25 protein-coding genes are annotated in these 26100 nt (G+C 52.6%); 6 read left to right on the forward strand and 19 right to left on the reverse strand.

Translation table 11 applies throughout. The annotated features are described in order from the left end of the window. Positions 1-22: 22 nt before the first annotated feature. The 19 genes from AC5DB9_RS14290 to AC5DB9_RS14380 all read right to left on the reverse strand — a co-directional run bounded on the left by AC5DB9_RS14290 (position 23) and on the right by AC5DB9_RS14380 (position 19009). The gene (locus tag AC5DB9_RS14290) at positions 23-583 is read right to left on the reverse strand and encodes a hypothetical protein (protein ID WP_286855449.1); all 561 of its coding nucleotides are present in this window, start codon (positions 581-583) and stop codon (positions 23-25) included. 44 nt (positions 584-627) lie between these two features. Next, on the reverse strand, positions 628-1215 hold the full coding sequence (locus AC5DB9_RS14295; RefSeq protein WP_272989013.1) for a DUF2238 domain-containing protein: 588 nt from the start codon (positions 1213-1215) through the stop codon (positions 628-630). Between the two features lie 4 nt (positions 1216-1219). Beyond that, entirely contained in the window at positions 1220-1945 is a 726-nt protein-coding gene (locus AC5DB9_RS14300; protein WP_272989011.1) for a polyamine aminopropyltransferase, read from the reverse strand. A 149-nt stretch (positions 1946-2094) separates the two neighbouring features. Continuing rightward, positions 2095-2520: a F0F1 ATP synthase subunit epsilon gene (locus tag AC5DB9_RS14305; RefSeq protein ID WP_272989006.1), complete on the reverse strand. Its 426-nt coding sequence runs from the start codon at positions 2518-2520 to the stop codon at positions 2095-2097. A gap of 39 nt (positions 2521-2559) precedes the next feature. Further along, positions 2560-3957, reverse strand: coding sequence for a F0F1 ATP synthase subunit beta (gene atpD / locus AC5DB9_RS14310; RefSeq protein ID WP_272989003.1), 1398 nt, complete (start codon positions 3955-3957; stop codon positions 2560-2562). Positions 3958-4010: 53 nt separating this feature from the next. Then, positions 4011-4877, reverse strand: coding sequence for a F0F1 ATP synthase subunit gamma (gene atpG / locus AC5DB9_RS14315; protein WP_272989000.1), 867 nt, complete (start codon positions 4875-4877; stop codon positions 4011-4013). Between the two features lie 52 nt (positions 4878-4929). Further along, positions 4930-6474, reverse strand: a complete 1545-nt coding sequence (gene atpA, locus AC5DB9_RS14320) for a F0F1 ATP synthase subunit alpha (RefSeq protein WP_273009485.1) — start codon at positions 6472-6474, stop codon at positions 4930-4932. 32 nt (positions 6475-6506) lie between these two features. After that, entirely contained in the window at positions 6507-7043 is a 537-nt protein-coding gene (locus AC5DB9_RS14325; protein WP_273009483.1) for a F0F1 ATP synthase subunit delta, read from the reverse strand. A gap of 11 nt (positions 7044-7054) precedes the next feature. Then, a complete protein-coding gene (locus AC5DB9_RS14330; RefSeq protein WP_022958923.1) occupies positions 7055-7525 on the reverse strand; it encodes a F0F1 ATP synthase subunit B in 471 nt (156 codons plus the stop codon). A 57-nt stretch (positions 7526-7582) separates the two neighbouring features. Then, the gene (atpE, locus tag AC5DB9_RS14335; RefSeq protein ID WP_022958922.1) at positions 7583-7822 is read right to left on the reverse strand and encodes a F0F1 ATP synthase subunit C; all 240 of its coding nucleotides are present in this window, start codon (positions 7820-7822) and stop codon (positions 7583-7585) included. Between the two features lie 54 nt (positions 7823-7876). Continuing rightward, positions 7877-8815, reverse strand: a complete 939-nt coding sequence (gene atpB, locus AC5DB9_RS14340; protein WP_022958921.1) for a F0F1 ATP synthase subunit A — start codon at positions 8813-8815, stop codon at positions 7877-7879. Positions 8816-8846: 31 nt separating this feature from the next. Beyond that, on the reverse strand, positions 8847-9266 hold the full coding sequence (locus AC5DB9_RS14345) for an ATP synthase subunit I (RefSeq protein WP_273009480.1): 420 nt from the start codon (positions 9264-9266) through the stop codon (positions 8847-8849). A gap of 266 nt (positions 9267-9532) precedes the next feature. Further along, positions 9533-10441 carry a ParB/RepB/Spo0J family partition protein gene (locus AC5DB9_RS14350; protein ID WP_273035207.1) on the reverse strand — a complete coding sequence of 303 codons (909 nt, stop codon included), beginning with the start codon at positions 10439-10441 and terminating at the stop codon, positions 9533-9535. Continuing rightward, entirely contained in the window at positions 10434-11249 is an 816-nt protein-coding gene (locus AC5DB9_RS14355) for a ParA family protein (protein ID WP_022958918.1), read from the reverse strand. The genes AC5DB9_RS14350 and AC5DB9_RS14355 overlap by 8 nt, the downstream gene beginning before the upstream one ends. A 10-nt stretch (positions 11250-11259) precedes the next feature. After that, on the reverse strand, positions 11260-11916 hold the full coding sequence (gene rsmG / locus AC5DB9_RS14360) for a 16S rRNA (guanine(527)-N(7))-methyltransferase RsmG (RefSeq protein WP_273009477.1): 657 nt from the start codon (positions 11914-11916) through the stop codon (positions 11260-11262). Between the two features lies 1 nt (position 11917). After that, positions 11918-13807 (reverse strand): tRNA uridine-5-carboxymethylaminomethyl(34) synthesis enzyme MnmG, encoded by a 1890-nt coding sequence (gene mnmG / locus AC5DB9_RS14365; protein WP_273009475.1) that lies wholly within the window; start codon positions 13805-13807, stop codon positions 11918-11920. Between the two features lie 416 nt (positions 13808-14223). Next, positions 14224-16098 (reverse strand): response regulator, encoded by a 1875-nt coding sequence (locus AC5DB9_RS14370; protein ID WP_273009473.1) that lies wholly within the window; start codon positions 16096-16098, stop codon positions 14224-14226. Position 16099: 1 nt separating this feature from the next. Next, positions 16100-16981 (reverse strand): type 1 periplasmic-binding domain-containing protein, encoded by an 882-nt coding sequence (locus AC5DB9_RS14375; RefSeq protein WP_273009471.1) that lies wholly within the window; start codon positions 16979-16981, stop codon positions 16100-16102. Positions 16982-17023: 42 nt separating this feature from the next. Next, complete coding sequence (locus AC5DB9_RS14380) at positions 17024-19009, reverse strand: TonB-dependent receptor plug domain-containing protein (RefSeq protein WP_273009469.1); 1986 nt, start codon at positions 19007-19009, stop codon at positions 17024-17026. A 190-nt stretch (positions 19010-19199) separates the two neighbouring features. Between AC5DB9_RS14380 and AC5DB9_RS14385 the strand changes: the two genes are divergently transcribed. From AC5DB9_RS14385 to AC5DB9_RS14410, 6 genes are all read left to right on the forward strand, one after another. Continuing rightward, positions 19200-19670 carry an arsenate reductase ArsC gene (locus tag AC5DB9_RS14385; RefSeq protein WP_273009467.1) on the forward strand — a complete coding sequence of 157 codons (471 nt, stop codon included), beginning with the start codon at positions 19200-19202 and terminating at the stop codon, positions 19668-19670. Then, a complete protein-coding gene (arsH, locus tag AC5DB9_RS14390; RefSeq protein ID WP_273009465.1) occupies positions 19667-20374 on the forward strand; it encodes an arsenical resistance protein ArsH in 708 nt (235 codons plus the stop codon). Before AC5DB9_RS14385 ends, arsH begins: the two co-directional genes overlap by 4 nt. A gap of 9 nt (positions 20375-20383) precedes the next feature. Continuing rightward, the gene (gene arsB / locus AC5DB9_RS14395) at positions 20384-21406 is read left to right on the forward strand and encodes an ACR3 family arsenite efflux transporter (RefSeq protein ID WP_022958910.1); all 1023 of its coding nucleotides are present in this window, start codon (positions 20384-20386) and stop codon (positions 21404-21406) included. Positions 21407-21889: 483 nt separating this feature from the next. Further along, positions 21890-22219 (forward strand): HigA family addiction module antitoxin, encoded by a 330-nt coding sequence (locus tag AC5DB9_RS14400; RefSeq protein ID WP_273009462.1) that lies wholly within the window; start codon positions 21890-21892, stop codon positions 22217-22219. A 65-nt stretch (positions 22220-22284) separates the two neighbouring features. Further along, a complete protein-coding gene (locus AC5DB9_RS14405) occupies positions 22285-23298 on the forward strand; it encodes an AAA family ATPase (protein WP_273009460.1) in 1014 nt (337 codons plus the stop codon). Positions 23299-23315: 17 nt separating this feature from the next. Beyond that, positions 23316-25934: a S8 family peptidase gene (locus tag AC5DB9_RS14410; RefSeq protein WP_273009458.1), complete on the forward strand. Its 2619-nt coding sequence runs from the start codon at positions 23316-23318 to the stop codon at positions 25932-25934. Positions 25935-26100 lie beyond the last annotated feature (166 nt).

Here is a 26100-nt window from a genome sequence, read left to right on the forward strand (position 1 = left end):
AATGGGTGTTCGCAGGATTATCTCAAATTCTGGAGGTTGTGCAGACCTTCCCTAGGTCGAAACTTCCTACTCGCCCGTCATTGTCAAAAGCAAAGCGGTCATCAATCTTCATCATTACCGCCGTGCCAGAATGAACGACTACCTCATCGTCGTAGCTAATCACCTCCCCTTCGATCAAACGGTTATTGATCACTTGCCCCACGAAATCGGCCCCACCGACATCAAATGACAATAGGCCCGACCCAACAGGCACTGTTTGTTGTACCGTTATTGTTATCAGCGTTACCGTTTTATCACCGTTATCCACGACCGATATGATCGAACGCAACTTTCCTGCATAGCGCTGTGAGCTCAGTGGCGAGGTTTCGCTGATATATTCAATATCGCTTTCCTCCAGGTATATCCAAGTACCTGAAAGATCCGCATCGCTGGTATCGGTATTGCTGTAAGAGGAAACAGAGTAAATATCGGCATCACTGCCATCGGGGTTGCTGCCCCCAATGCCTGCGTTTCCAGAAGATCCGCCGCAGGCACTCAACAGCAGCAATACAAATAAACTGCTACACACTATCCTTATGTTCATTACTCTCTCCTTGAGCGGTAAGGCGCTACATGCCCTGGTGCGATTTACGCCAGGGCTTTCACCTGTCGGTCATGAATAGTCGACAGAATGACCAAAGCAATAATACTGCCAATTAACGCCAATGCCATATCGGATTGCGTATCCCAGACATAGCCCTGTGTACCGAGAAACGCTTCGGCACCTTCGCCGCTCAGTTCCGCGACCCACCACTCGATCAGCTCGTAAAAGGCGCTGAAGGCGAGGCACACCGACACCACAAACAGCGCCAGCCAGCGGCTACCGTTCACCACCTGTTTACGAATGAGGATTTCACGCGCCAGGATGGCGGGAACAAAGCCCTGAAAGAAATGACCGATCTTGTCGTAGTTATTGCGCTCGCTGCCGAACCAACCGGTAAAACCGGGCACCTCGGCATAGGTGTAATGACCGCCAACCATCAGCACCACACAGTGCGCCAGAATCAGGCCGTACAGCAGTGGGGTGAGCGGAAAGCGTTTGTAAGTCGTTACTATCAAGCCCAAACCGGTCAGCGCCGGGGCGACTTCCAACCACCAGGTGATGCGGTCGTGGGGGTTTATTGCCGACCAGAGCAGCACCACAAAAAACACCAGCAACCACAGTGCTTTTGCCATCGCCTCAGCACCCCTGCTCAGCCGTCACGCAGACGTACACCGAGTTCGTCGCCTCGTTATTCTGGAAAGGGTTGTAGAACGCCACCACATGGGAGGCCACCGACGGAAATACCGTTTTCAACAGCGCCTCAAACTCGGCATCCGGCAAATTCTGCGACCACATCGCAAACACCCCGCCCGGCCGCAACTGCTGCGCCATCAGCGACAGATTCTCCGTGGTGTAAAAACTCGCATTCGCCGAATTCAAATACTCGGTGGGGGAATGGTCGATATCCAGCAGAATCGCATCGACGCGCTGACCGTCACAGTCCGGATCAAAGCCCGTCTCCGGCGAGGTTGCCAGATCGAAAAAACTGCCCAATACATAGCGATTGCGCGCATCCGCGTTCAACACACGGCCCAGCGGCACCAACTCATCCCGGTGCCAGCCAATCACCGTATCCAGCGCCTCCACCACCAGCAACTCGGCAATCCGCGCATCCTCCAGCGCCTTCACCGCCGTGTAGCCGAGGCCCAAACCGCCCACCACCACACGCAGGCCCTCACCCTGCACCGCCGCCAGCCCCAGCGTCGACAAGGCCTCCTCCGCCGCGTAAAACATACTCGACATCAAAAACTCATCGCCGAGCTTCACCTCATAAATATCCCGCTCCCCAAATGCCGGAATCCGGCGACGGCGAAGCGAAATCTCCCCTATCGGCGACTCCTGACTATCAATCTCTTCAAACATCAGCGACACAAGTGGGTATTCTCATTCGGAAAGTGGAAATAACGGAGGGAAGATAGCAGAGTGCGGCTATGAACAGCAGCGCAACGCCAAATTTCAGACACAAAAAAAGGCGACCGAAGCCGCCTTTTTCATGCAATTCCAAAAAGGAATTACTTGCTCATCGCCTTGCGAATCTGCTGCAAAGTACGCAACTGCGCCGTGGCTGCCGCCAACTGCGCTGCTGCCCGCGAATAATCGATATCCGCGCTCTGGTTCAGCATATCCTGCTGAGCCTGTTTCTGCGCTTCCAGTGCGGCTGCCTCGTCGAGGTCATCGGCACGCAATGCGGTATCAGCAAGAATGCTGACGACATTGGGCTGAACTTCGAGGTAGCCACCGGACACGTAGTAAACCTGCTCTTCACCGCTGTCCATGACGATACGAACCGGACCCGGCTCGAGTGACGTCAGCAGCGGCGCGTGGCCGTAGGTCACACCCAGGTCACCCTGGATACCATTGGCAACGATCAGCTTGGCGCGGCCGGAGAAGATTTCTTCTTCGGCGCTTACGATGTCGCAATGTATAGTCATAGCCATATCTTCTGCCTCTTAGGCGTGAAGTCCGCTTGCGCGGACTTACAGTTTAGACGCTTTCTCGATGGCTTCTTCGATGGTGCCGACCATGTAGAAAGCCTGCTCTGGCAGGTGGTCGTAGTCACCGTTCAGAATGCCTTTGAAGCTGGAAATGGTGTCTTTCAGAGACACGTACTTACCGGGGCTGCCGGTGAAGATTTCCGCAACGTGGAAAGGCTGTGACAGGAAGCGCTCGATTTTACGCGCACGCTCTACAGTCATTTTGTCTTCTTCAGACAGTTCGTCCATACCCAGGATGGCGATGATGTCTTTCAGCTCTTTGTAGCGCTGAAGTACCGTCTGTACACCGCGGGCAACTTCGTAGTGCTCAGCACCAACCAGCAGGGGATCGAGCTGACGAGAAGTTGAATCCAGTGGGTCTACCGCAGGGTAGATACCTTTAGCAGCGATATCACGGCTCAGTACGACCGTTGAATCCAAGTGAGCAAAGGTGGTGGCTGGTGACGGGTCAGTCAAGTCATCCGCCGGTACGTATACCGCCTGGATAGAAGTGATAGAGCCAGTCTTGGTTGAGGTGATGCGTTCCTGAAGAACACCCATCTCTTCCGCCAGGGTGGGCTGGTAACCTACCGCTGAAGGCATACGACCCAGCAGTGCAGATACTTCGGTACCGGCCAGTGTGTAACGGTAGATGTTGTCGACGAACAACAGTACGTCACGACCTTCGTCACGGAATTTCTCGGCCATGGTCAGACCGGTCAGTGCCACGCGCAGACGGTTACCCGGCGGCTCGTTCATCTGGCCGTATACCATCGCTACTTTCGATTTGCTGAACTCTTCGACGTTTACAACACCGGCTTCCTGCATTTCGTGGTAGAAGTCGTTACCTTCACGAGTCCGCTCACCAACACCGGCGAATACTGACAGACCGCTGTGCTCGGTAGCGATGTTGTTGATCAGTTCCATCATGTTTACGGTTTTACCAACACCGGCACCACCGAACAGACCAACTTTACCACCCTTGGCGAACGGGCAAACCAGGTCGATAACCTTGATGCCGGTTTCCAGCAGGTCGGCAGAAGCCGCGAGCTCTTCGTATTTGGGCGCAGGACGGTGAATTTCCATGCGCTCTTTTTCGCCGATGGGGCCGCACTCGTCGATGGGGTTGCCGAGTACGTCCATGATGCGACCGAGAGTTTCGGTGCCCACGGGTACTTTGATTTTTTCTTTGGTGTTGTCAACGTCCAGTCCACGACGCAGACCTTCGGAAGAACCCAGTGCGATCGCGCGTACTACGCCATCACCCAATTGCTGTTGTACTTCCAGGGTCAGACCGCTGTCGGTAACTGTCAGTGCATCATAAACCTGAGGCACGGCATCGCGCGGAAACTCCACGTCGATAACGGCGCCGATGACTTGTACGATACGTCCGCTACTCATGTTAGGTTCCTCTTAAAAACCTTAAAAATTCAAAATCCGTTGCCGGTACCGTCTTATGACGATACCGCCGCCGCCCCGCCAACAATCTCGGACAGCTCTTGCGTAATGGCTGCCTGACGGGCTTTGTTGTAGACCAATTGCAGACCGTCGATGATTTCGCCCGCGTTGTCGGTGGCGTTTTTCATCGCGATCATCCGGGCCGCCTGTTCACAGGCTCCGTTTTCAACCACTGTCTGGTAAACCTGTGACTCGACGTAGCGGGTCAGCAGTCCTTCCAGCAGTTCTTCCGGAGTGGGCTCGTAGATGTAGTCCCAGTGATGTTTCAGGCTGTCGTCCTGTTCGGCTTCCAGCGGCAACAGTTGGCGAACGAAAGGGTTCTGCGTCATGGTGTTAACGAATTCGTTACCCACCAGGTACAGACGATCAATCTTGCCTTCGCTGTAGGCGTCCAGCATGGTTTTCACACTGCCGATCAGATCGGAAACGCTGGGCGCTTCGCCCATGTCGCGCACTGCAGCCACGGTGTTGCCACCGAAGTTTTTGAAAAAGCCCGCTGCCTTGCCACCAATGAGGCAAAGGTCAACGTCGACGTTTTTCTCGGACCAGCCTTGCATGGCCTTGAGGGCCGCTTTGAACAGGTTGGTGTTCAAACCGCCACAGAGACCACGGTCTGTGGAGACGATAACGAAACCGACGCGCTTGACTTCCCGCTCTTCCATATACTGGTGGCGGTATTCCGGATTGGCATTGGCGATATGCCCAACCACTGCGCGCATACGCTGCGCGTAGGGCTTACCCACTTCCATGCGATCTTGAGCTTTACGCATTTTACTCGCCGCAACCATTTCCATGGCGCTGGTGATTTTCTGCGTGCTCTTGATGCTGGATATCTGGGTGCGTATTTCTTTTGCACCTGCCATGTTTAAAAATCCTCAAGCAGCAAAGCGCCCCCGAGGGGACGCTTTATCCGTCTTACCAAGTCTGAGTTGACTTGAACTTTTCGACCAGTTCTTTGAACTTGCCTTCCAGCTCGTCATTCCAGTTGCCGGATGCGTTGATCTCGTTCATCACGTCGCTGTATTCAGCGTGCGCGAAAGATTGGATCGCCGCTTCGAAGTCCAGCACCTTGGCGACTTCTACGTCTTTCAGGTGACCTTCGTTAGCGCAGTACAGCGACAGTGCCATGTCGGCAATGCTCAGTGGGCTGTATTGCTTCTGCTTCATCAGCTCGGTAACGCGCTCACCCTGGTCCAGCTGGGCTTTGGTAGCGTCGTCGAGGTCAGAAGCAAACTGGGAGAAGGCCGCCAGTTCGCGGTACTGTGCCAGTGCAGTACGGATACCGCCGGACAGTTTCTTGATGATTTTGGTCTGTGCCGCACCACCAACCCGCGATACCGAGATACCGGCGTTCATCGACGGACGGATACCGGCGTTGAACATGTCGGTTTCGAGGAAGATCTGACCATCGGTGATGGAGATAACGTTGGTCGGTACGAAAGCCGATACGTCACCAGCCTGGGTTTCAATGATCGGCAGTGCGGTCAATGAACCGGTTTGGCCTTTCACTTCACCGTTGGTGAACTTCTCTACGTAGTCAGCAGAGACGCGGGCTGCGCGCTCAAGCAGACGAGAGTGGAGGTAGAAAACGTCACCGGGATAAGCTTCACGGCCCGGCGGACGACGCAGCAGCAGCGAGATCTGGCGGTAAGCCCAGGCTTGCTTGGTTAGGTCATCGTAGATGATCAGTGCGTCTTCACCGCGGTCGCGGTAGTATTCGCCGATAGTACAGCCGGTGAACGGTGCGATGAACTGCATTGACGCGGGGTCAGAAGCTGTTGCCGCAACGATTACGGTGTGGTCCATGGCGCCGTGCTCTTCCAGCTTGCGCACAACGGCAGCGATAGAAGAAGCCTTCTGGCCAACGGCAACGTACACACACTTAATGCCGGAGTCTTTCTGGTTGATGATGGCGTCAACCGCGATGGCGGTTTTACCGATCTGACGGTCACCGATGATCAGCTCACGCTGGCCGCGGCCGATGGGTACCATGGAGTCAACGGCTTTCAGACCGATCTGTACGGGCTGGTCTACCGACTGACGCCAGATAACGCCGGGAGCAACTTTCTCGACTGCGTCGGTCAGTTTGGCGTCGATCGGGCCTTTGCCGTCAATGGGGTTACCCAGTGCGTCGATAACGCGGCCTTGCAGTTCTGGGCCTACGGGTACTTCCAAGATGCGGCCGGTACATTTACAGGTTTGGCCTTCAGCGATACCGAAGTAATCGCCCAGGACAACCGCACCGACAGAATCGCGCTCGAGGTTAAGGGCCATACCAAATTGGCCACCCTCGAATTCGATCATTTCACCGTACATTACATCGGTCAGGCCGTGGATACGTACGATACCGTCTGATACCGAGACGATAGTGCCCTCGTTTTGGGCTTCAGCGGTCACATCCAGTTTTTCGATGCGCTGCTTGATAATATCGCTAATCTCGGAGGGATTCAGTTGCTGCATGCTCTGTTCCTCAATCCTATTCTCTATAACGCTCAGGAGTTCACTGCTTCAGCGAGTTTCGCCAAGCGACCGCGCACCGAGCCGTCAATAACCAGGTCGCCAGCGCGAATCACCACACCGCCGATTAACGCGCGGTCTTCGTGGCTGCTGACTTTTACCTGACGATTCAGTTTCTTACTCAGAACATCGGCCAGACGTTGCTCGGACTCTGAATCCAAGGCGAAGGCTGTAGTCAGCTCAACGTCGACGCTCTGTTCCTGGACAGCTTTTTGGGCTTCGAACAACTCGCTAATGATTGGCAGCAGTGCCAAGCGTTTGTTTTCTGCGAGAATCCTGATGAAATTTTCACCGCCGGCATTGAGTGCATCGCCGCAGACGTCGATAAATTTCTGCGCTTGCTGCTCGGTGGTGATGGCCGGTGAAGACAGCAGCTTGGCTACCGCTTCCTGGCTGGCGACAGCGGCAGCCGTTGCCAGCATTTGTGACCACTCACCTAATGCCGAAGAAGCCAGGGCGTGCTCGAAAGCCGCCTTGGCGTAGGGTCTAGCCATCGTGCTCAATTCAGCCATGTCAACCTCGCTTACAGGCCAGCGGCCAGCTTGTCGACCATGTCTTTATGAACAGACTCATCGATAGATGCTTCCAGCACTTTCTCAGCACCAGCCAGAGCCAGAGCGGCAACCTGTGAACGCAGTGCTTCTTTCGCACGGTTCACTTCCTGCTCTACCTCAGCCTGGGCAGCGGCTTTCAGGCGGTCGCCCTCAGCTCGTGCCGACTCTTTCGCTTCATCAATAATTTGATTGGCGCGCTTGTTGGCAGCATCAATGATGGAAGCCGCTTCCGCTTTCGCTTCGCCAAGCTGCTTGGCAGCTTTTTCTTGAGCAAGCTCAAGATCGCGTCCCGCGCGGTCAGCGGCATCAAGACCGTCAGCAATCTGCTTTTCACGCTCTTCCATGGCCTTGCGAATGGCGCCCCACACAAAAGCGTGGCAGAACCAAATGAAGAACAGGAAGGTGATCGATTGTCCAATCAGTGTGAGATTAATATTCACGCCGATACCTCTGCTATATCAAGTTGCTGAACGTGTCGTATTCCGAATGCGTGCAATTTAAGCGGGCAGGCCGGGAACAACAACGAACAGAACGTACATAGCGATACCAACACCGATCATCGGAACGGCGTCAAGCAGACCGGCGATCAGGAACATTTTACCTTGCAGCATGGGAGCCAGTTCGGGCTGACGAGCAGAGCCTTCCAGCAGCTTACCGCCCAGCAGAGCGAAGCCGATGGCAGTACCCAGTGCGCCAAAACCGATCATCAGTGAAACAGCAATCAGAGCCAAACCCATGGTAGTTCTCCTACATCTATTTAAGTTAAGAAAAGTTGGTTAAAACAAATTACCTCAGTGGAACTGGTCTTCTTCTTCGATCTGGTGTGCCGTCGCCATGTAAACGATGGTCAGTACCATGAAGACGAAGGCCTGCAGGGTGATAACGAGGATGTGGAATACCGCCCACGCCCACTGCAATACACCTGCAAACAGTCCCAAAATCAGTCCGGCGCCGAACATAGTGGCGATCAGAATGAAAATCATCTCACCCGCGTACATGTTGCCGAACAGTCGCAGACCCAGTGAGATCGGCTTGGACACCCAGGAAATGGCTTCCAGCGCGAAGTTGATCGGCACCAGCAGAATATTCACGTACCACTTGGGGTGGTGAAACGGGTGCAAGGTAAGTTCTTTAACAAAGCCCATAAAGCCTTTTTTCGCGATGGTGAAGTACACCATCAGGCCAAAGATTGTAAAGCCCATACCCAGGGTAACGTTGGGGTCGGTAGTGGGTACGACTTTAAAGAAGAAGTGTGGGTCGCCACTGATCAGGGCGGCCAGTTGAGGAATCCAGTCGACGGGCACCAGGTCCATGGTGTTCATCAGGAAAATCCACATAAAAATGGTCAGCGCCATCGGCGCGATCATGGCATTTTTGTGATGGAAGCCGTCTTTTACAGTCTGGTCGATGAAACCAATGATCATTTCAATCGCGTTCTGTGCGCCGCGGGGTACGCCGCTTTGCGCGCGTTTAGCGATGCGGGCGAAAATCAGCAGGAACAAAAAGCCCAGGCCGATAGACCAAAGCATGGAGTCAACGTGAATGGCCATAAAGCCCATATCCGCTGCTTCCTGGCTGCTGTGTGCCAGGGTCCAGGTAGCTTCGGGCAAAACTTCATGTACGTGGCCTTCAGCATCGAGGCGCTCGTAGCCAGCAGGAAGCTTACCGTACGTGAGATTGGTTAAGTGGTGTTGGATATACCCAACTGTAGACTGCGATTCACCTGCCATGTGTCACTCTCGACTCTGTTAAGCGTTGACCTTAAACCCGGCTTTTCCGACGCCGCTGTGCAAACCCTGCCAGGAGGGCGGCGTTCAGTAGCATAACCAGCACATATGCCAGAAATAAGACTGGCACATGCAAGGGCCTGACTGTGGCGAACACACCGGCAAAGAGTCCGATTGTTGCCAGAAACTTGCCCGCTTCACCCCGGTAAAAAGCACGAGTTACCTCGCGCGCGTAAGCCGCACCAGCGTAGCGAAACGCCTGGCGCGCAAAATACGCATTGGGTAAAACGGAAATCAGCCCACCGATCAACAGGGAATAGGCGGCAACCCCGTTGACGAAATATGTTATGCCGCTCGCCATTAGCAGTAAGGCACATTGCAAACCGTATATTGTGGCCAGTGGAGGGCGAACCTTGTCGCGCACCGAAACCGGCCGCCGTGGTGTCGCTGTCATTGCCCTCTACACCTGTTGCTGCAACGCGTCTTTTGCTTGTCCGAAAAGCGGGGCGAATTATAGGTGGTCACTGGCTAAGGATCAACCGATTTGGGTCGCATTGCGACGAAAGTCGGCAATAAGCACATGCTACAATTTTTCACAATTCGCTATAAATATCAGGAATTTAGCACTTCCATTTGGCGGCTGGTGCCAGCCAACCACCACATCCTGTATCGTTCCGCATCGCGGTACACCAGATAGGCCATCAGCCTAGGTGAAACCGTTTATTTGATATGGGCGAGAATCCCGTCCAGCTCATCGAGGCTGCTGTAGCTGATGGTGACCTTACCTTTGCCTTTCGCCCCGTGCTGAATCTGCACTGGCGAGCCAATGGTCTCCGACAGCTTGTCTTGAAGTTGTTTGATATCGGGATCGAGCTTGGCGGGGGCTGACTTGCTGCCCTGTTTGGCCTCGTCCACCAGTTTGCGCACCAGCGCTTCTGTCTGACGCACCGAGAGGCCTCGGCTGACAACCATCGCCGCCGCGCTGCTTTGTTGTTCCAGTGGCAAACCGAGTAATGCTCGGCCATGCCCCATTTCGATATCACCATTTTCCAGCAGGGTTTGCACATCGTCACGCAAGCCGGTCAGGCGCAAGAGATTGGTGATGGTAGTCCGGGACTTGCCGACCAGACCGGCGATTTCGGCGTGGGTCAGTTCGAATTCTTTCTGCAGGCGCAGCAGCGCCTGAGCCTCTTCCATGGGATTGAGGTCTTCGCGCTGCAGGTTTTCGATCAGCGCCATGGCCGCCGCAGCTTCATCGGGTACATCGCGAATCAGCGCGGGAACGGTATCCAAACCGGCCAGCTGGCTGGCACGCCAGCGGCGTTCACCGGCGATAATTTCGTAGCGATCCTGACCGACGCCGCGCACCACAATAGGTTGCATAATACCCTGGGAACGAATTGAGTTAGCCAACTCTTCCAAGCCTTCCGGCGGCATTTCACGGCGGGGCTGGTAGCGACCGCGCTGCAGAAACTCGATGGGCAGGTTTTTCAGTTCACCATCGACAGACTCGCTCTGCACAGTCGCCGCGGGTTCCGATGCCGGGCTGCTGTCAGCCACTGCAACCGGTTCCGCTGTAGCGCCCAACAGGGCATCCAGTCCTCTACCCAAACCTCGTTTCTTAGCCATTGATCGGTTCGACCTGTTGTTCTTGCGGATTGTCGTTATTGCTGCGCTGTGCCCGGCGCAAAATTTCACCAGCCAGCGCGAGATACGCTAGCGCGCCTTTGGATTGCTTGTCGTAGTAGAGCACCGGCAGTCCGTGGCTGGGCGCTTCGGCCAGCCGGACATTGCGGGGAATCACCGTGCTGTAGAGTTTGTCACCAAAGTGCTGGCGCAGTTCATCGGTGACCTGATTGGTCAAGCTGTTGCGGCCGTCAAACATGGTTCGAAGAATGCCTTCGATGCGCAGCGTCGGATTGATCAGCTGGGTCACCCGGTTCACGGTGTTGAGCAGCGCTGTCAGCCCCTCGAGCGCGTAGTACTCGCACTGCATGGGGATGATGACGCCCTGAGCTGCTGCCAGCGCATTGACGGTGAGCATGTTCAACGACGGTGGACAGTCGATCAACACATAGTCGTACTGATCGGCGATCGGCGTCAGTGCTTCGCGAAGGCGAAACTCGCGGCCGATTTCATTGATCAGCTCCACCTCGGCGGCAGTGAGATCCTGATTGGCAGGAAGCACATCGAAACCGCTTTCGGGCGTGGGGACCGCCGTTTCGGCAATACCGCGCTGACCAACCAGTACATCGTAAACGCTGTAGTCCACGGCATTTTTGTCGACACCGCAACCCATGGTGGCATTGCCCTGGGGGTCGAGATCAATCAGCAGAATGCGGCGTTTCGTCGCCGCCAGCGAGGCCGCAAGATTGACGCTGGTAGTGGTTTTACCCACCCCGCCTTTCTGGTTGGTGATTGCGAATATGGTGGCCACGGCCCGGATCCTATTGCTCGCTTGCAGCGGGTTCGCCGGTACGGGGCGAGATCACCAGCAGATGGCGGGCCTCGTCGACACCGGGAACAGACAGCGTATGACAGGTCTCGACGATAAAGCGTTTTGGCAACTGACTCAACTCCTGCTCGGGGTAGAGTCCCTTCATGGCAAACATTTTGCCGCCAGGCGCGAGCAGGTGCTCACACCCCTGAGCCATATCGGCCAGCGAGGCGAAGGCTCGCGAGGTGATGGCATCGAAGCCGCGTTCATCGCACAGGGCTTCCACCCGATCACAGTGCACCTCGACATTTCGCAGGCCAAGCTGCGCACGGGCTTCAATCAGAAAACGGGTTTTCTTTCCGTTGCTGTCGAGCAGCTCAAACTGTCGCTCGGGAAACAGAATCGCCAGGGGAATGCCGGGCAAACCAGGTCCGGTGCCAACATCAAGCACTCGTTGCCCCTGCACCAAGCTGGCAATACTGAGACTGTCGAGCAGATGGCGGTTCAACATCTGCGCAGGGTCGCGCACGGCGGTCAGATTGTAGGCGCGGTTCCATTTGTGCAGCAGCGCCAGATAATCCAACAGCAATTGCTGCTGCACCGGACTGAACTCAAGGTGTAATTGACGGGCGCCATCGGTGAGGGCTGGGGAAAAATCGCTGCTCACCTCAGGCTGATTTCCGTTCCAGCAGGCCGCGCTTTTTCAGTGTGATCAGCAACAGCGACACCGCCGCAGGCGTGACGCCGGGAATGCGCGAAGCCTGTGCCAGCGTTTGCGGCCGGGAATCGCTGAGCTTTTGCTTGATTTCGTTACTCAAGCCGTCGATGGCACTGTAATCGAAATCCAGCGGCAACGGCGTTTCTTCATGCCGACGCAGGCGTTCGATCTCGTCTTTCTGCCGCTCGATGTAGCCCGCGTATTTCACACCGATTTCCAATTGCTCGGCCACGGTGGCGTCAACCGTTTCGCCATCGTTAATCATCGAGGCCAGATCGGCGTAGCCCAACTCCGGGCGCTTGAGCAGATCGAGCAGATTGTACTCGTGACTGATCGGCTTGTTGAATTTGGCGGCCAATTGTTCAGCTTGGGGGGAGTTGGGCTGAATCCAGGTGCTGGCCATGCGCTGACGCTGGCGTTCAATGGTTTCGCGCTTCTCGCAGAAGGCCGCCCAGCGGGCATCGTCGACCAGACCCAATTCGCGACCTTTCTCGGTGAGACGCTGATCGGCGTTGTCTTCCCGCAGCAGCAAGCGGTATTCCGCGCGGGAGGTAAACATGCGGTAGGGTTCTTTGGTACCCATGGTGATCAGATCGTCGACCAGTACGCCAATGTAGGCTTCGTCGCGACGGGGACACCAGGCGTCTTTACCCTGGGCGAACAGAGCCGCGTTGGCACCGGCCAACAGGCCTTGTGCGGCGGCTTCTTCGTAACCCGTGGTGCCGTTGATTTGCCCGGCGAAGAACAGGCCACCGATGAACTTGGTTTCCAAGGAGTTTTTCAGATCCCGTGGTTCGAAGAAATCGTACTCAATCGCGTAACCGGGACGCGTCATGTGCGCGTTCTCAAAGCCCTTGATGGAGCGCACCAGATTCAGCTGCACATCGAATGGCAGACTGGTGGAGATACCGTTGGGGTAGAGCTCGTGAGTATTCAGACCTTCAGGCTCGATAAACACCTGATGGGAGTTCTTGTCGGCAAACCGGTGAACTTTGTCTTCGATCGACGGGCAGTAGCGCGGGCCGATGCCTTCAATGACGCCGGTGTACATGGGTGAGCGATCCAGGCCGCTGCGAATAATGTCGTGGCTACGCTCATTGGTATGGGTAATCCAGCAGCACACTTGTTCGGGGTGCATGTCGCGGCTGCCGAGATAGGACATTACTGGGCGAGGTTCATCTCCCCACTGTTGCTCCAGGCCCTCAAAGTTGACGGTTTTGGCATCAATCCGCGGTGGTGTCCCGGTTTTCAGGCGATCGACTCTGAAGGGCAGCTCGCGCAAACGGTGGGCCAGTGCGATAGAGGGCTGGTCGCCGGCACGTCCGCCACTGTGGTTATCTAGGCCAATGTGAATTTTGCCGCCGAGGAAGGTGCCCGCCGTAAGAACGACCGTTTCGCTGTAAAACTTCAGACCAATGTTGGTGACGACGCCACGGGCCCGGTCACCTTCAACAATGAGGTCATCGACGGCCTGTTGGAATATGGCCAGATTCGGCTGGTTTTCCAGCATTTCCCGAATAGCGGCCTTGTACAAGACGCGGTCGGCTTGGGCACGGGTTGCACGAACAGCGGGGCCTTTGCGTGCGTTCAGGGTGCGGAACTGGATGCCGCCGTGGTCAGTGGCCAGGCCCATGGCACCACCCAAGGCGTCGACTTCTTTTACGAGGTGACTTTTTCCGATACCGCCAATAGCCGGATTACAGGACATTTGTCCCAGTGTTTCGATGTTGTGGGTCAGCAACAGGGTGGCACAGCCCATTCTCGCTGCAGCCAGCGCGGCTTCGGTACCGGCATGGCCGCCACCTATAACAATGACATCGTAACGCTGCGGATAGTCCACGGTGCACCTGATTTTTAAGAAGAGTTCTCGGGGAGCGAGATTATACGGCCTTCTGCTTTGGCTGCAATGAATTGGTGAAATTTTAGCCAATTCTCTTTCTTGTGAAAAAAAGGAATAAAGAATTTATGAATATATGTGTTGATAGATTTATGTTTTTTTATTTTTGATGTAACTATTAGGAACAGTTGTTTTTGTGGGTAAGTTATTTAACGCTCTGTTTTTATTTGAAAAATTTGATGTATAAATGCGTGATTTATCCACAATTTTCCTGTTGCCTCCCTGTGCCCTGCGTGGGGATGAAATGTGGATAAGTTCGTCGGTTTTTTCACCTTGTGGGTAAATGCCAAGTTACTGACGGCTTGTTCACAGTCTCGGGGGCAGCTGTCCCGATGTTATCCCGGCGGGTTTTTTTGGGTTCAGGCGGTGGAACGGGACAGCAGTTCTTTGATTTTTTCCTGCAAGCGGCTCAGCGACACAGGTTTGCTCAGGAAGGCATCCATCCCGGCCTCAATACAGCGCTGTTGCGTGTCGCTGTCAGTATTGGCGGTAAGGGCGATAATCGGTGTGATCTGTCGAAGCTTATGCCGGATCACCTGAGTGGCTTCAAAGCCATCCATTTCAGGCATTTGCAAGTCCATGATAATCAGGTCAACGGCTTGTTTTTCCAGCAACTCCACCGCTTCACGCCCATTGTTGGCCGCGAGGTGATTCACTTGCCACTGCTCCAGACTGCGGATGATCAACATTTGGTTGACTGGATTATCCTCCACCACCAATACCCGCAGGCCTTTCAGCGGGTGTGCGTATGTTGATTGGCTTGCGGGGGAGCACTGGCGGTAAGGACACCGCCATTGAACGGTGAATCGGCTGCCTTTGCCGGGTTGGCTGATGACCCGGACCTCGGCGTCCATGAGCTCTGACAGGCGTTTGACAATGGCCAGTCCCAGCCCCGAACCGCCGTAGCGCCTTGCGGTTGAGCTATCTGCCTGATGGAAGCTTTCGAAAATGTGGGGAAGTTGCTCCTGGCTGATGCCGATGCCGGTGTCGGTCACTTGCAGTTGCAGGGCTAGCTGTCGGTCGGTTTTGCCGTTGATGCTCAACTTCAGGCTGACCTCGCCACGGTGCGTGAATTTCACCGCATTGGCGCAGAGATTGATCACTATTTGACGGAGGCGCGTTTCATCGCCGTACAGCTCCATGCTGCTCAGCTCGGGGTCCAGTTCGCTGTGTAGTTGAATGTCCTTGGTGCTGGCTTCAAGACGCATGGGTTCAAGGTAATCACCCAGCAGCTCGTCGGCGGCAAAGTAGCGCTCTTCGAGCTGCATATCGCCTTTTTCGATTCGGGAGAAGTCCAGAATATCGTTAACGATATACAGGAGGTGTTGGCTAGAACTTTTGGCGATATTAACGTAGCGGCGTTGCTCGTCATCCAGCGGGCTGTTGGCCAGCAGTTGCAGCATGCCCAGGGCGCCATTCATTGGGGTGCGCAGTTCGTGGGTCATGGTGGCGAGGAACAGGGTTTTTGCCTGACTGGCCTCTTCGGCGTGCTGCTTGGCTTGTTTCAGCTCGTCGACGTATTCGCTGAGGGCGCGCTGCTGGGCTTCGATGCTGCTTGCCATCTGGTTAATATGGCTCTGCAGCTCGCCCAGTTCTCCCGTTGCCAACTTCTGAATGCGGCTGCTGTGGTCGCCGCGGGCAATGCGCCCGGTAACCTGTTCGATATCACTGAGCGGTTTGGACAGTTTGCGGCTGAAATACAGCGCCAGCGAGATACTGAGTATGGCGGTGACGATGGCGATGGCGCTTGAGACGAGAGCAATGCGTTGTTGCAGGTTGGCCAGCTCCCGGTCAGATAGATCTATTTCCAGTCGGCCCAGTACCCGTTGCGGACCGGCGGGCAGTGGCTGTCCGGTGATGCTGTCTTCCAGCGGAATACGGGCTTGCCGGATGGTGGTAGCCAGCGTGGTGCCGCTGCCTTCCGACTCGAGCTTACTGATGCTTATGGGTTTTTCACTGTCATTGGTATAGACCCGAATCGCGATGATATTGCCGCGAAGTACCGGGGCGATAATATCCTCGATCTGTTCCCGACTGCCGCTGATCAGCGGCAGCTCAAGCATGGCAGCCAGGTTGTCGGTCATGCGGTGGCCAATATCGAGCTGACTTTGTCTGGCGTCGTCGAGCCTTGCAGCGAGCGTATAGCTGAACAGGGCGATAAACAGCAGCAGCATGGGCAGCAGGCTGACCAGCAGTATGTGTTGAAACAGGCTTTGTCGCGGGGGCCAGCGCATATCAGTTCTGCCGTATTTGCTGCAGCAAGTCGGTTTCACTGTGAATCGGGATGCCCAGTGACTCGGCGACGTGGTGATTGATACTCACATTGAATTTGCTCGGGTAGCGCGGTTGGGGAATCTCTCCGGTATCGATGTAGTGTTGAATGCTATCGACGATATCGTCGATATAGTGCTCAGGTTCAGAGTTTACTGATGCCAGTGCTCCCGCCGTCACAAACGCTTTGTTTGGGCCGATGACCAGCGTGTTATGCCGGTAGGCGGCGAGGAGAATGCTGCGAATACTATTGGCGTTGTACAGTTCCGTTTCCGGCGTGGCGAGCAGAACATCACTCTGTTGAATAAGCCGGTTGATCTGGCGTTCAGGACTGTTGGCGGCCTCCTGGCTTTCAAATCGGTACTCCGGATAAAGCGCGGTCAGCGCGTCATACTGCATGCGGTACTCGGGATGTTTCCATGCCATGGCGATATCGGCGTGGCGGTTACCAATCAGCGTGTTGATGAGTTTCAGCTGTCGGGACAAGGGCTGATCGGCATAAACGGCGCTGTTGGTGCCCGTTCGATACGCGGCAAATCGGGCGCTGTTGATATACATCGCAAAGCGGGCCCGATATGGCGGATTGTTGTCGAGTAAGTGTAGTAGCTCGTCGGAGATGATGAGAAGAATATCGCCCGCCTGCTCGGCGGGTGGAAGCTGAGCGATGTAGGTGTTAATGGGGAAGTTGGCTTTTTGTTGAATGCCATTAGCGAGTGATTGCAGGTTGGGCGTGTCGGCAGGCAATATCAGGTCGACGGCGGCCTGAGTCAGGTCGCCGGCAACGCTGAGGCTGGTCGCAAACAGGAAGACGACGATCCTCAGACAGTGTTGCACTCCTTTCAACATGGCTCATCCTTGTCGACGATGCCATCGAATCCCGTGATGGCGTTAAAAGCGCAGGCTTACACTCACTAGATGACGTGTGCTGTCATCGTAAAAGTTATCGGACAGCAACTCGCTGTTCTGGTCGTGTCGGTAGCGCAGCACGTAGGCCAGTTCGAGTTCGCTGCGGCCAACATCCACCTTTTGGGCAAGGCGCACATCCGAGCGGGAGAAGGTATTGTTTCGTCCCTTGGATTGCCGCGTGTTTTCACTGTAGTACCGCGCTATCGATAGCCGCGTTTGTGTCGGCCATTGGTAACTGACCAACAGGCTGCCCGAGTTTTGTGGCGTAAAGCTCTCTTCATTTGAGTTGCTGCTGTCGGAATTGATGTAGGCATAGCTGGCGTGAATCAGCCATGCACTGCTGGGACGATAGTCGATCTCTGTTTCAATCCCTCGCTGGCGCAGCGTGTTGTTGTTTTCCGGGGTAAATTTTTCCAGTGATGTGGAATCGGAAACCAGTCGCTTCAATCGGTCGTTAAAGACTTTGACGTCCCACTGCAGTCCCCATTGCTGGAAATTACCGTAGTAGCCCAGCTCGCTGGATGCAATGCGCTCAGCACGTAAATCAGGGTTACCTGTGGCCTTGATCACATACTCACCACTATCTATGCCGGGAACGTATGGCTGGATATCCGTGATCCGGTAGCTCCAGTCTGCCGACGTCTCCAGCAGGTCGGGGGTTCTGACGGCTTCGGAGTACACCGCGCGGATACTGTGATTGGGGGTAAAGTGGTAGTGAACTGCGACGCGCGGAGAAAAATGCTTGCGGCCTTCGTTGCTGTCGCGCTCCCAGGAGGCTCCGATGTTGCTGCTGATCGCGTCGTTAACGGTGTATTCCAGGTTGCCGAACAATTGAACACTGTCACTGCGTCGGCTGCCATTGTAGTAGGTGTCGGAGCTGACGCGATTGTGTTTATAGTGGACGCCCGCCACCGTTCGCAATGCCTTGTTCCAGATCATGGTGTCCTGAAACTCCACGTCTTGCCGCGATTGTCTGCTGTTTTCATTGGGCGACACCAAGACGAGCGGAGAGGGATGGTCTGGTCGACCGATAAACGCGGGCGGAATCATCGCCTGCCATTCTTTTATCTGCTTTTGACCTGAATAGTCGAGCCGCAGGTGCTGGCTGTGGTTGCGATTAAGATCCCAGCTGAGTTTGGCGGAGAGGTAGTGGTTCTTGTGCTGCGTGTCTGGCGAGGTGACATCGACGTCGTCGAAGTCATCGGTATTCCAGCCCTGTTTGAAACCACTGCCGAAACTCAGCGCGGTGCCATTGCCAAAATTCTTTTCATAGCGGAGATTGGCCATATCACTGTTGTCGCTGTCGCGGCGATCCTCACCGTCGGCATTTTTATCAAAACCGTCGTCACGACGGCTGTGGGCGGTGATACGAAATTGTCCGTCGGCAAGGTCGCCGGCATGACTAAGCAGGTAATCTTCAGTCTTACCGCTGCCACGTCGAGCCATTACGGCCCAGCGGTCACTGTCTTCTGGATGGCGACTGATGATGTTGATGACCCCGAGGAAGGCGTTGGCGCCATAACTGGCGGTGGATGGGCCACGCACGATTTCAATGCGCTCAATATCCTCGATAGCCAGCGGGATATCGTTCCAGTTCACCGTCGCGAGGCCCGCCTGATAGATGCTGCGACCGTCAATCAGCACCTGCATACGGCGCGAGTCGCGGTAGTTGGTACCGTGGTAGCTGACAACATGGTTCCAGCCGTCACGGGCGCCGACAGCCGTTCCGGGAATCAGCCGAAACAGCTCGGGAATGCGGCGTATCCCGGAGGCGGCAATCATCTCTCTATCAATAACACTGACGCTGGCGGGAACTTCGCTGCGGTTCTGCTTCAGGCGGGCTGGGGTTAATACGACGGGCAGTTGGTCGTTGAGTAGCTGGGCGCGGCTGTCGGGTGCGGTGAAAACCGTCGTCCCAAGGCAAATGCATAGGGCACTGTAAGCGGCGCTGCGAGAATTCTTTGGCATATTTCATCCTGAATGCGTCTACATCGATACGCTAATTGTAGCGCCTTACGTCATTTCTGGTGCATGACTGTGCAATCTCATTTTCCCATGGTATTTGATTTTTCATATATATGTAATATCGTATATGTAGCTTTCCCCTTGTCATGCTATGGCCCGCATCCGGCTATTTTCTGTTAGCAGAGAACGCGTTTTGAAAATTCTTTATATCTGTACCCATAACCGCTGCCGAAGCATTCTGTCTGAGGCTGTCAGCAATCACTTTGGTCAGGGACTTATTGAAGCTCGCAGTGCAGGCAGCGATCCCGCCGGAGAAGTCCACCCAGAGTCGCTTAAGGCACTGACATCGGAAGGTATTTCGACGGAAGGTTTACAAAGCGATTCCTGGCAGGATGTTAGCGACTTCAATCCCGATGTGGTGATCACCGTCTGCGACGCTGCTGCCGGTGAGGTATGTCCGCTCTGGATGGGCGCTACGCCCAAGCTTCATTGGGGACTGAAAGATCCGTCGGCGCTCGACGGCACGGAAGAAGATCGTTTGCAGGCCTTTGGCGATTGCATCGCGCTGATACGGCAACGGCTGGAGGTTTTGATGGATGTCGCCTCGCTGCCATCCGAGCGCTGGTCCGCGGCCTTACAGGCTCTGGGGGCCAAATCATCATGACGGCACTTCCCAACATTCAGACCGATCAATTTCCTATGCCGGGTCAGGATGGATTTGCCAAAGTGCCTAGCCGTCACAAGCCCCGGGTCCTGTTGTTGTATGGCTCATTGAGAAGCCGCTCATTCAGCCGTCTGGTCGTAGAAGAATGTGCCCGTCTGCTAGCCGCGATGGGGGCGGAGACGCGGATCTATGATCCGACGGGCCTGCCACTGCCAGACAGCGAGGATGCCGAGCACCCCAAGGTGCAGGAGTTGCGGGAGGGGGTGATGTGGTCAGAGGCGCAGGTGTGGTGTTCCCCGGAACGACACGGGGCGATGACCGGTATTATGAAAGCGCAGATTGACTGGATTCCCCTGTCACTGGGCGCTGTGCGGCCGACACAGGGTAAAACGCTGGCGGTGATGCAGGTTTGCGGCGGCTCTCAGTCGTTTAATGTGGTCAATCAGCTGCGGGTACTGGGCCGTTGGATGCGCATGTTGACGATTCCCAACCAGTCGTCGGTACCCAAGGCATTTCTGGAATTTGATGATAACGATCGAATGAAGCCCTCACCCTATTACAACCGAATCGTGGATGTGATGGAGGAGCTAATGAAGTTTACGCTGCTGACTCGCGACAATAACCCGTACTTGCTGGACCGCTATTCCGAACGTGTGGAAAGTGCAGAGCAATTAATGGCGCGTGTAAATCAAGCAGATATTTAAGGAACGATTATGGGCATCTTCGAGCGCTATCTGTCGCTGTGGGTCGGACTGTGTATTGTGGTGGGTGTGCTGTTGGGAAACTGGCAGCCGGAAGCATTTGCGCAGATAGCTGCGCTGGAATATGCACACGTCAATCTGGTGGTGGCGGCACTGATCTGGTTGATGATTTATCCCATGATGATTCAGGTGGATTTCTCATCGCTGCGCGATGTCGGTAAAAAACCCAAAGGGCTGGCGTTAACCCTGACCATTAACTGGTTGATTAAGCCGTTTACCATGGCGTTGTTGGGTTGGTTGTTTTTCCGGTATGTGTTTGCCGACTGGGTTGACCCGCAATCTGCCGGGGAATATATCGCCGGGATGATTCTGCTGGGCGTAGCTCCCTGCACCGCGATGGTGTTTGTATGGAGTCAGCTGACCAAGGGTGACCCAAATTACACGCTGGTACAGGTGTCGGTGAACGACCTGATTATGGTGTTTGCCTTTGCGCCGATTACCGCGTTTTTACTGGGTATCAGTGATATTCAAGTGCCCTGGCAAACCCTGCTGTTATCAGTGGGTCTGTATGTGGTGTTGCCGTTGGTTGCCGGGATTCTCACGCGTCGTCATCTGGATAGTGCAGACGACCATCAGCGCCTCAATGGTTTTGTTGCGCGCCTGAAGCCCTGGTCAATCATCGGCTTGCTGGCAACCGTTGTGTTGTTGTTCGGTTTTCAGGCACAGAGCCTGTTTGCCCAGCCGCTGATTATTTTGATGATTGCCGTACCTTTACTGATACAAAGCTACGGCATTTTTGCCCTCGCCTACTTTGCTGCCTGGCGTCTGCGCTTGCCCCACAATGTGGCGGCGCCCGCCAGTATGATCAGCACGTCCAACTTCTTTGAACTGGCCGTGGCAGTCGCCATTTCCCTGTTCGGTCTGCACTCCGGTGCTGCACTGGCGACGGTCGTCGGGGTCTTGGTGGAAGTGCCGGTGATGCTGTCGCTGGTGGCCTTTGCCAATCGCAGCCGTCAGTATTTTGTCGAGAAATAGCCGTTTATTTACCGATACAGAATATTTAATATCTTTTAAAAACAATAACTTGTAAATTTTTCGGAGCACTCTCGGAGTGCCGAAATTTGCGAAAAAAAGTGTAAATATTGGGAAATTCCATCAAAACTAGCTCCTGACCACCCACTTTAGAACTGGGATAAGTGGGAAACTGGGATATTAATATCCTTAATGATCCTCACTTCATATCCGCAAGGCAAATACTGCTGTTTGCTCTTTAGCCTCATTTGCACAGCTTAGATGCTATCACTAATTATTAGTGGCGAAATCAGAGATTATCATGAACCACTTGACGCACAAAGATATTGTGCATATTGTGGTGATTTGATATCAGCAGGAATGGGGTAGAGCGTTGTTTCCTAACGGTTTCACCAGAGCATACTTTTTAGGCATCCCTTTCTGAAATGGCAAGGGCTGGGCTACTAAACTAGAAGTTAAAATTATTAGTGGTTGGATATATCAGTCATGAAAAAGTCGAAATGTCGTCCGATTACTGTTGGTCAAACGTTAGTGTCTGAATTCTTAAACCCTATGAATATAGAAATCAGTGAATTAGCTGAAGCTATGGGTGTCCACAGAAATACACTAAGCCGGATAATTCACGATAAAGGTAGGCTTACTGCGCCAGTAGCTATCAAACTGGCTACAGCGCTAGGTAATACCCCAGAATTTTGGCTGCGAATTCAACACGCAGTTGACGTATGGGACGTAAAGAATAAGGTTTTTGACAAAGAGTCAAAAAATGTTAGACGCATTAAATCAAAAACCGAAAGAGTAGATGCTAGGTTCGGATAGAGTAGTCCCGTTAGCTACTATACAATGACTTATTTATATTTTAATAAACATATGGATCTTCCCTAATGGCACAAGCTGATACATTGGTTGAGCTTCTGAAAACAGCCAGCTCTGGCGATCAGCAGAGTTTTCGGAAAGTAGCCGAAAAACTAGTTCAAGAAGAGAAAGATAAAGGTCATCGAATCCTTGCCGAGCGATTACTGAAGTCGCTTCAGCAAGGCGCTAATATGAGTGCTAGGAATAACTCTATCAAGCGATCTGTATCTTCAAGCTCTGTAAAGGACTTGTTTTACGAATTAACACCAGAACGAGGCCTCGACAGCTTAATGCTGTCTGAAAAAATTAGGCCACTTATTAGCGAGCTGGTAGAAGAGCAGAAAAGGGCTGAACTTCTCCATGCTTATAATCTTAGTCCTAGAAACCGTATATTGTTAGCCGGCCCTCCCGGTAATGGAAAGACAACACTAGTCGAAGCCTTAGCGTTCGAGTTGATGTGTCCGCTAATAGTGATTCGTTACGAGTCACTCATTGGAAGCTATTTAGGGGAAACATCTACACGGATAAAAAACCTATTAGAGTATGTAAAAAGCCAACGATGTGTACTCTTTTTCGATGAGTTTGAGACGCTAGGAAAAGAAAGAGGTGACACCCACGAGACAGGAGAAATAAAGCGGGTCGTGAGCTCATTATTATTGCAACTTGATGAGTTGCCAGACTATGTTGTACTCGCTGCTGCTAGTAACCACCCAGAACTTTTGGATAGAGCGGTTTGGCGAAGATTTCAACTAAGAATAGAGCTTCCTAAACCGAGTAGAGCACAATTGTCGGAATTTATCGAATCGATAGCTAACCGATCTGGCGTTAACTTTGGTTATGCGCATGAAACATTAGCCAAATACCTACTTGGATCTAATTTCGCTGAGGTAGAGGAATTCTGTTTAAGTGTTATAAGACGAGCCGTCCTTGATAGAAGAACCGACAACGCAAGATCAATAGTCAAAATTAAAATTGAGCAGTGGCGAGGTAGATTAATGCCGAAAAGTGAGAATGGCTCTTTTGAATTCAAAACTAACGGATAAAGATAAAAGGATTTAGCATGGCTGATCATCTACCCCTTATAGTATTTCCCAACGCTTCAGTAATTCCTCCTGAAAAGGGAAAAGGTTTCCCAGTAAGTCAACCTAGTTTTCCAAGCCATGCTAACCAAGTAGGAAGACTTAGCGGTCAAATTGACTCTCTTAAGAGAGACTTTCAAGAGTATGCGGCTAATGTATCTGGAGCCGTTGCTGGCCTTGAACCTGAAACTGTGCTGGTAATAGAAATTGCGGGAAGCGTTGATGACTTTAAGCAAGCAATAGAATCAGCCGGTATGGAATGGCTCGGTGAGTGGGACATCGACGATATAGAACCAACAGATGACTTTTACCAATTAAACAGTAAAGGAGAGAGAGTCGATAAGCCGGTAACTGGTAGAATGTTTCTCTCGATGACAAGTCAAACTTCCCTTGAAGAACTTCTAAGCCTCTGGGAAAAATGGGAAAAGAACCAGAAACTACCCACAGGCAAGACAAAATGGCGAGATGTATTTAATCAATTACTGACGATTCGTAGATGGGGAATAGAAGAGACACTTATTGAAACAGGAATGATCGATAGGTGGGAAGATTATTTAAACCCAATAGATCCGGACGAGAAAATTTCTTTTCAAATAGAGCTATTCTATAGAAGGAACTCGCAAGTTAGGTCACGAATTGAGAGTGCTATTACCCAGCTTTTGGGTGAACTCGGAGGTCGAACATTAAGTTCGTTTGTAAATTATCCTGAAATATCGTTTCATGCGGTAAAAGCTGAGCTGCCAGCAAGCAGCATTAAAAGTATACTCGAAAGTATTGATAATAATGAAAAGAGAAGTGATGAGATACAGCTAATAACATTTCCAGGGATTATGTATTTTCGTCCAACAGGACAAAGTCTTGCTCCCGCTGAAGATGATGAAGGGGTACCGTTCGACTTTCCAGACATTCCTTCTGAAGAAGCGCCAGTAGCCGCTCTTATTGACGGCTTTCCACTTTTACAGCACGAAGCCCTAAAAGACAGAGTGCTAATTGATGATATTTTTGAATTAGAGCGCCATTATCAGCCTGGTGATCGAAAACATGGCACCAGCATGGCGTCGTTAATACTCTATGGCGACATGAGCTCTGAAGATTCTGAACCGCTGGCTAGAAAGTTATATTGCATCCCAATAATGCAACCAGACCCTAAAACACAAAATAGAAGCGAGCATATACCGGAAGATACCTTTTTTGAAGACAGACTTCATATAGCTATAAAATACTTAGTGGAGGGATCTGAAAATTCACAGCCCACCGGAATTCGGTTGATTAATTTGTCTATGGGAGATCCTGAAAGACCTTTTATTCACACACCAAGCCCATGGGCGAGACTTCTTGATTGGTTATCTTGGAAATATCGCATTTTATTCTGTGTGAGTGCTGGCAATTGTATAGAGCCTATTGATTTAGGCGTTAATCACAATGATTTTCGGGCACAAGCAGATGATGAGAGAATATCTTCTTTCTTGAAAGCCGCATCTCAAAACTTATCCTCCAGAAGACTTATTTCCCCAGCTGAATCGCTAAATTCTTTAACTATCGGAGCATTGCATGCTGATGATTTTGGGGAGTATCCGGCAAATGGTAGAGAAGATATACTTCCGAGCAATGAAATTTTCAGTCCGATATCGAGATTAGGATATGGGTTCCGAAAATCATTAAAACCGGAAATTTTCTTGCCCGGAGGAAGACAGCTCTATAGTCCGCCTATGCTAGATAGGGATACTATATATCATATCAATAAAGTTACAGCTTTAGGGCCTGGACAACGAGTTGCGTCTGATGGTTCAAAACAAGGTGAATTATCGAGTACTGCATTCACAAAGGGTTCAAGTAATGCCGCAGCTTTGGCTACCCGTGCCGGTATCAATATATACGACATGCTGGTTAGGCTCAGGGAAGATGAGAATGAGGAAATCCCAGATGACCTTATTTGTGTCGTCATTAAAGCGTTATTAGTTCATGGGGCAAGACATCCGGAAAATGCAAAGAAATCTTTGGTTGAATCACTTAAAAACAATTCCAACTCTCGGCGGATAAAGGAAGTTATATCTAGATATACTGGATACGGCACTCCTGATATAACTAGAGTACTTGAATGCACGTCCCAAAGGGCTACGGTTATTGGTTGTGGAGAAATTCGAGAAGACGAAATTCACGAGTATAAATTTCCATTACCAGCCGACCTTTCTGGCGAAAAGTTGTGGAGACATCTTATCATTACTCTCGCATGGTTATCTCCAATAAATCCCGACCATAGGAACTTAAGAGAAGCTAAACTTAATATTGAATCGGGTGGGGCCAATTGGGGAAAGACGCCTTTAAAGGTAAAAAGACAAGATTCTGACCATAACCAAGTATTGAGGGGTACAGTCCAACACGAGGTGTTGGAGGGTAACGATCAAATTTCTGCATTCCAGGAGGGAGACTCGTTAGTTCTGCGGGTGATCTGTAAGAAAGATGCAACCAACCGGCTAGACGAGTCAATTCCATATGGTTTAGCGGTAACCCTAGAGGTTAAGGAAGATACACAGATTAATATTTACCAGCAAATTAAAGCTGCAATCAAGCCTCAGGTTCCAGTTGGCTCAAACTCCTAAATTGGGGTTTAGTATGAATTTACGCAGTATCTAGTTTGAAGATAGGCTCAAATTAATAGAATGCACTGTCAGTACAAACTATTGATTTAAAAGGATTATTTTTATTTTTTCCTCTTGCATATTCTCAACCTCATGAGAATATTTAATAAAAGCAGGAGGACATAAT

Source organism: Spongiibacter sp., from assembly GCF_984394615.1.

What these genes read in the sequence shown, in the direction of transcription:
- AC5DB9_RS14290 (WP_286855449.1), bottom strand. Translation starts at nt 583, where the DNA reads ATGAACATAAGGATAGTGTGTAGCAGTTTATTTGTATTGCTGCTGTTG.
- AC5DB9_RS14295 (WP_272989013.1), bottom strand. Translation starts at nt 1,215, where the DNA reads ATGGCAAAAGCACTGTGGTTGCTGGTGTTTTTTGTGGTGCTGCTCTGG.
- AC5DB9_RS14300 (WP_272989011.1), bottom strand. Translation starts at nt 1,945, where the DNA reads ATGTTTGAAGAGATTGATAGTCAGGAGTCGCCGATAGGGGAGATTTCG.
- AC5DB9_RS14305 (WP_272989006.1), bottom strand. Translation starts at nt 2,520, where the DNA reads ATGGCTATGACTATACATTGCGACATCGTAAGCGCCGAAGAAGAAATC.
- atpD (WP_272989003.1), bottom strand. Translation starts at nt 3,957, where the DNA reads ATGAGTAGCGGACGTATCGTACAAGTCATCGGCGCCGTTATCGACGTG.
- atpG (WP_272989000.1), bottom strand. Translation starts at nt 4,877, where the DNA reads ATGGCAGGTGCAAAAGAAATACGCACCCAGATATCCAGCATCAAGAGC.
- atpA (WP_273009485.1), bottom strand. Translation starts at nt 6,474, where the DNA reads ATGCAGCAACTGAATCCCTCCGAGATTAGCGATATTATCAAGCAGCGC.
- AC5DB9_RS14325 (WP_273009483.1), bottom strand. Translation starts at nt 7,043, where the DNA reads ATGGCTGAATTGAGCACGATGGCTAGACCCTACGCCAAGGCGGCTTTC.
- atpE (WP_022958922.1), bottom strand. Translation starts at nt 7,822, where the DNA reads ATGGGTTTGGCTCTGATTGCTGTTTCACTGATGATCGGTTTTGGCGCA.
- atpB (WP_022958921.1), bottom strand. Translation starts at nt 8,815, where the DNA reads ATGGCAGGTGAATCGCAGTCTACAGTTGGGTATATCCAACACCACTTA.
- AC5DB9_RS14345 (WP_273009480.1), bottom strand. Translation starts at nt 9,266, where the DNA reads ATGACAGCGACACCACGGCGGCCGGTTTCGGTGCGCGACAAGGTTCGC.
- AC5DB9_RS14350 (WP_273035207.1), bottom strand. Translation starts at nt 10,441, where the DNA reads ATGGCTAAGAAACGAGGTTTGGGTAGAGGACTGGATGCCCTGTTGGGC.
- AC5DB9_RS14370 (WP_273009473.1), bottom strand. Translation starts at nt 16,098, where the DNA reads ATGCGCTGGCCCCCGCGACAAAGCCTGTTTCAACACATACTGCTGGTC.
- AC5DB9_RS14375 (WP_273009471.1), bottom strand. Translation starts at nt 16,981, where the DNA reads ATGTTGAAAGGAGTGCAACACTGTCTGAGGATCGTCGTCTTCCTGTTT.
- AC5DB9_RS14380 (WP_273009469.1), bottom strand. Translation starts at nt 19,009, where the DNA reads ATGCCAAAGAATTCTCGCAGCGCCGCTTACAGTGCCCTATGCATTTGC.
- arsH (WP_273009465.1), top strand. Translation starts at nt 19,667, where the DNA reads ATGACGGCACTTCCCAACATTCAGACCGATCAATTTCCTATGCCGGGT.
- arsB (WP_022958910.1), top strand. Translation starts at nt 20,384, where the DNA reads ATGGGCATCTTCGAGCGCTATCTGTCGCTGTGGGTCGGACTGTGTATT.
- AC5DB9_RS14400 (WP_273009462.1), top strand. Translation starts at nt 21,890, where the DNA reads ATGAAAAAGTCGAAATGTCGTCCGATTACTGTTGGTCAAACGTTAGTG.
- AC5DB9_RS14405 (WP_273009460.1), top strand. Translation starts at nt 22,285, where the DNA reads ATGGCACAAGCTGATACATTGGTTGAGCTTCTGAAAACAGCCAGCTCT.
- AC5DB9_RS14410 (WP_273009458.1), top strand. Translation starts at nt 23,316, where the DNA reads ATGGCTGATCATCTACCCCTTATAGTATTTCCCAACGCTTCAGTAATT.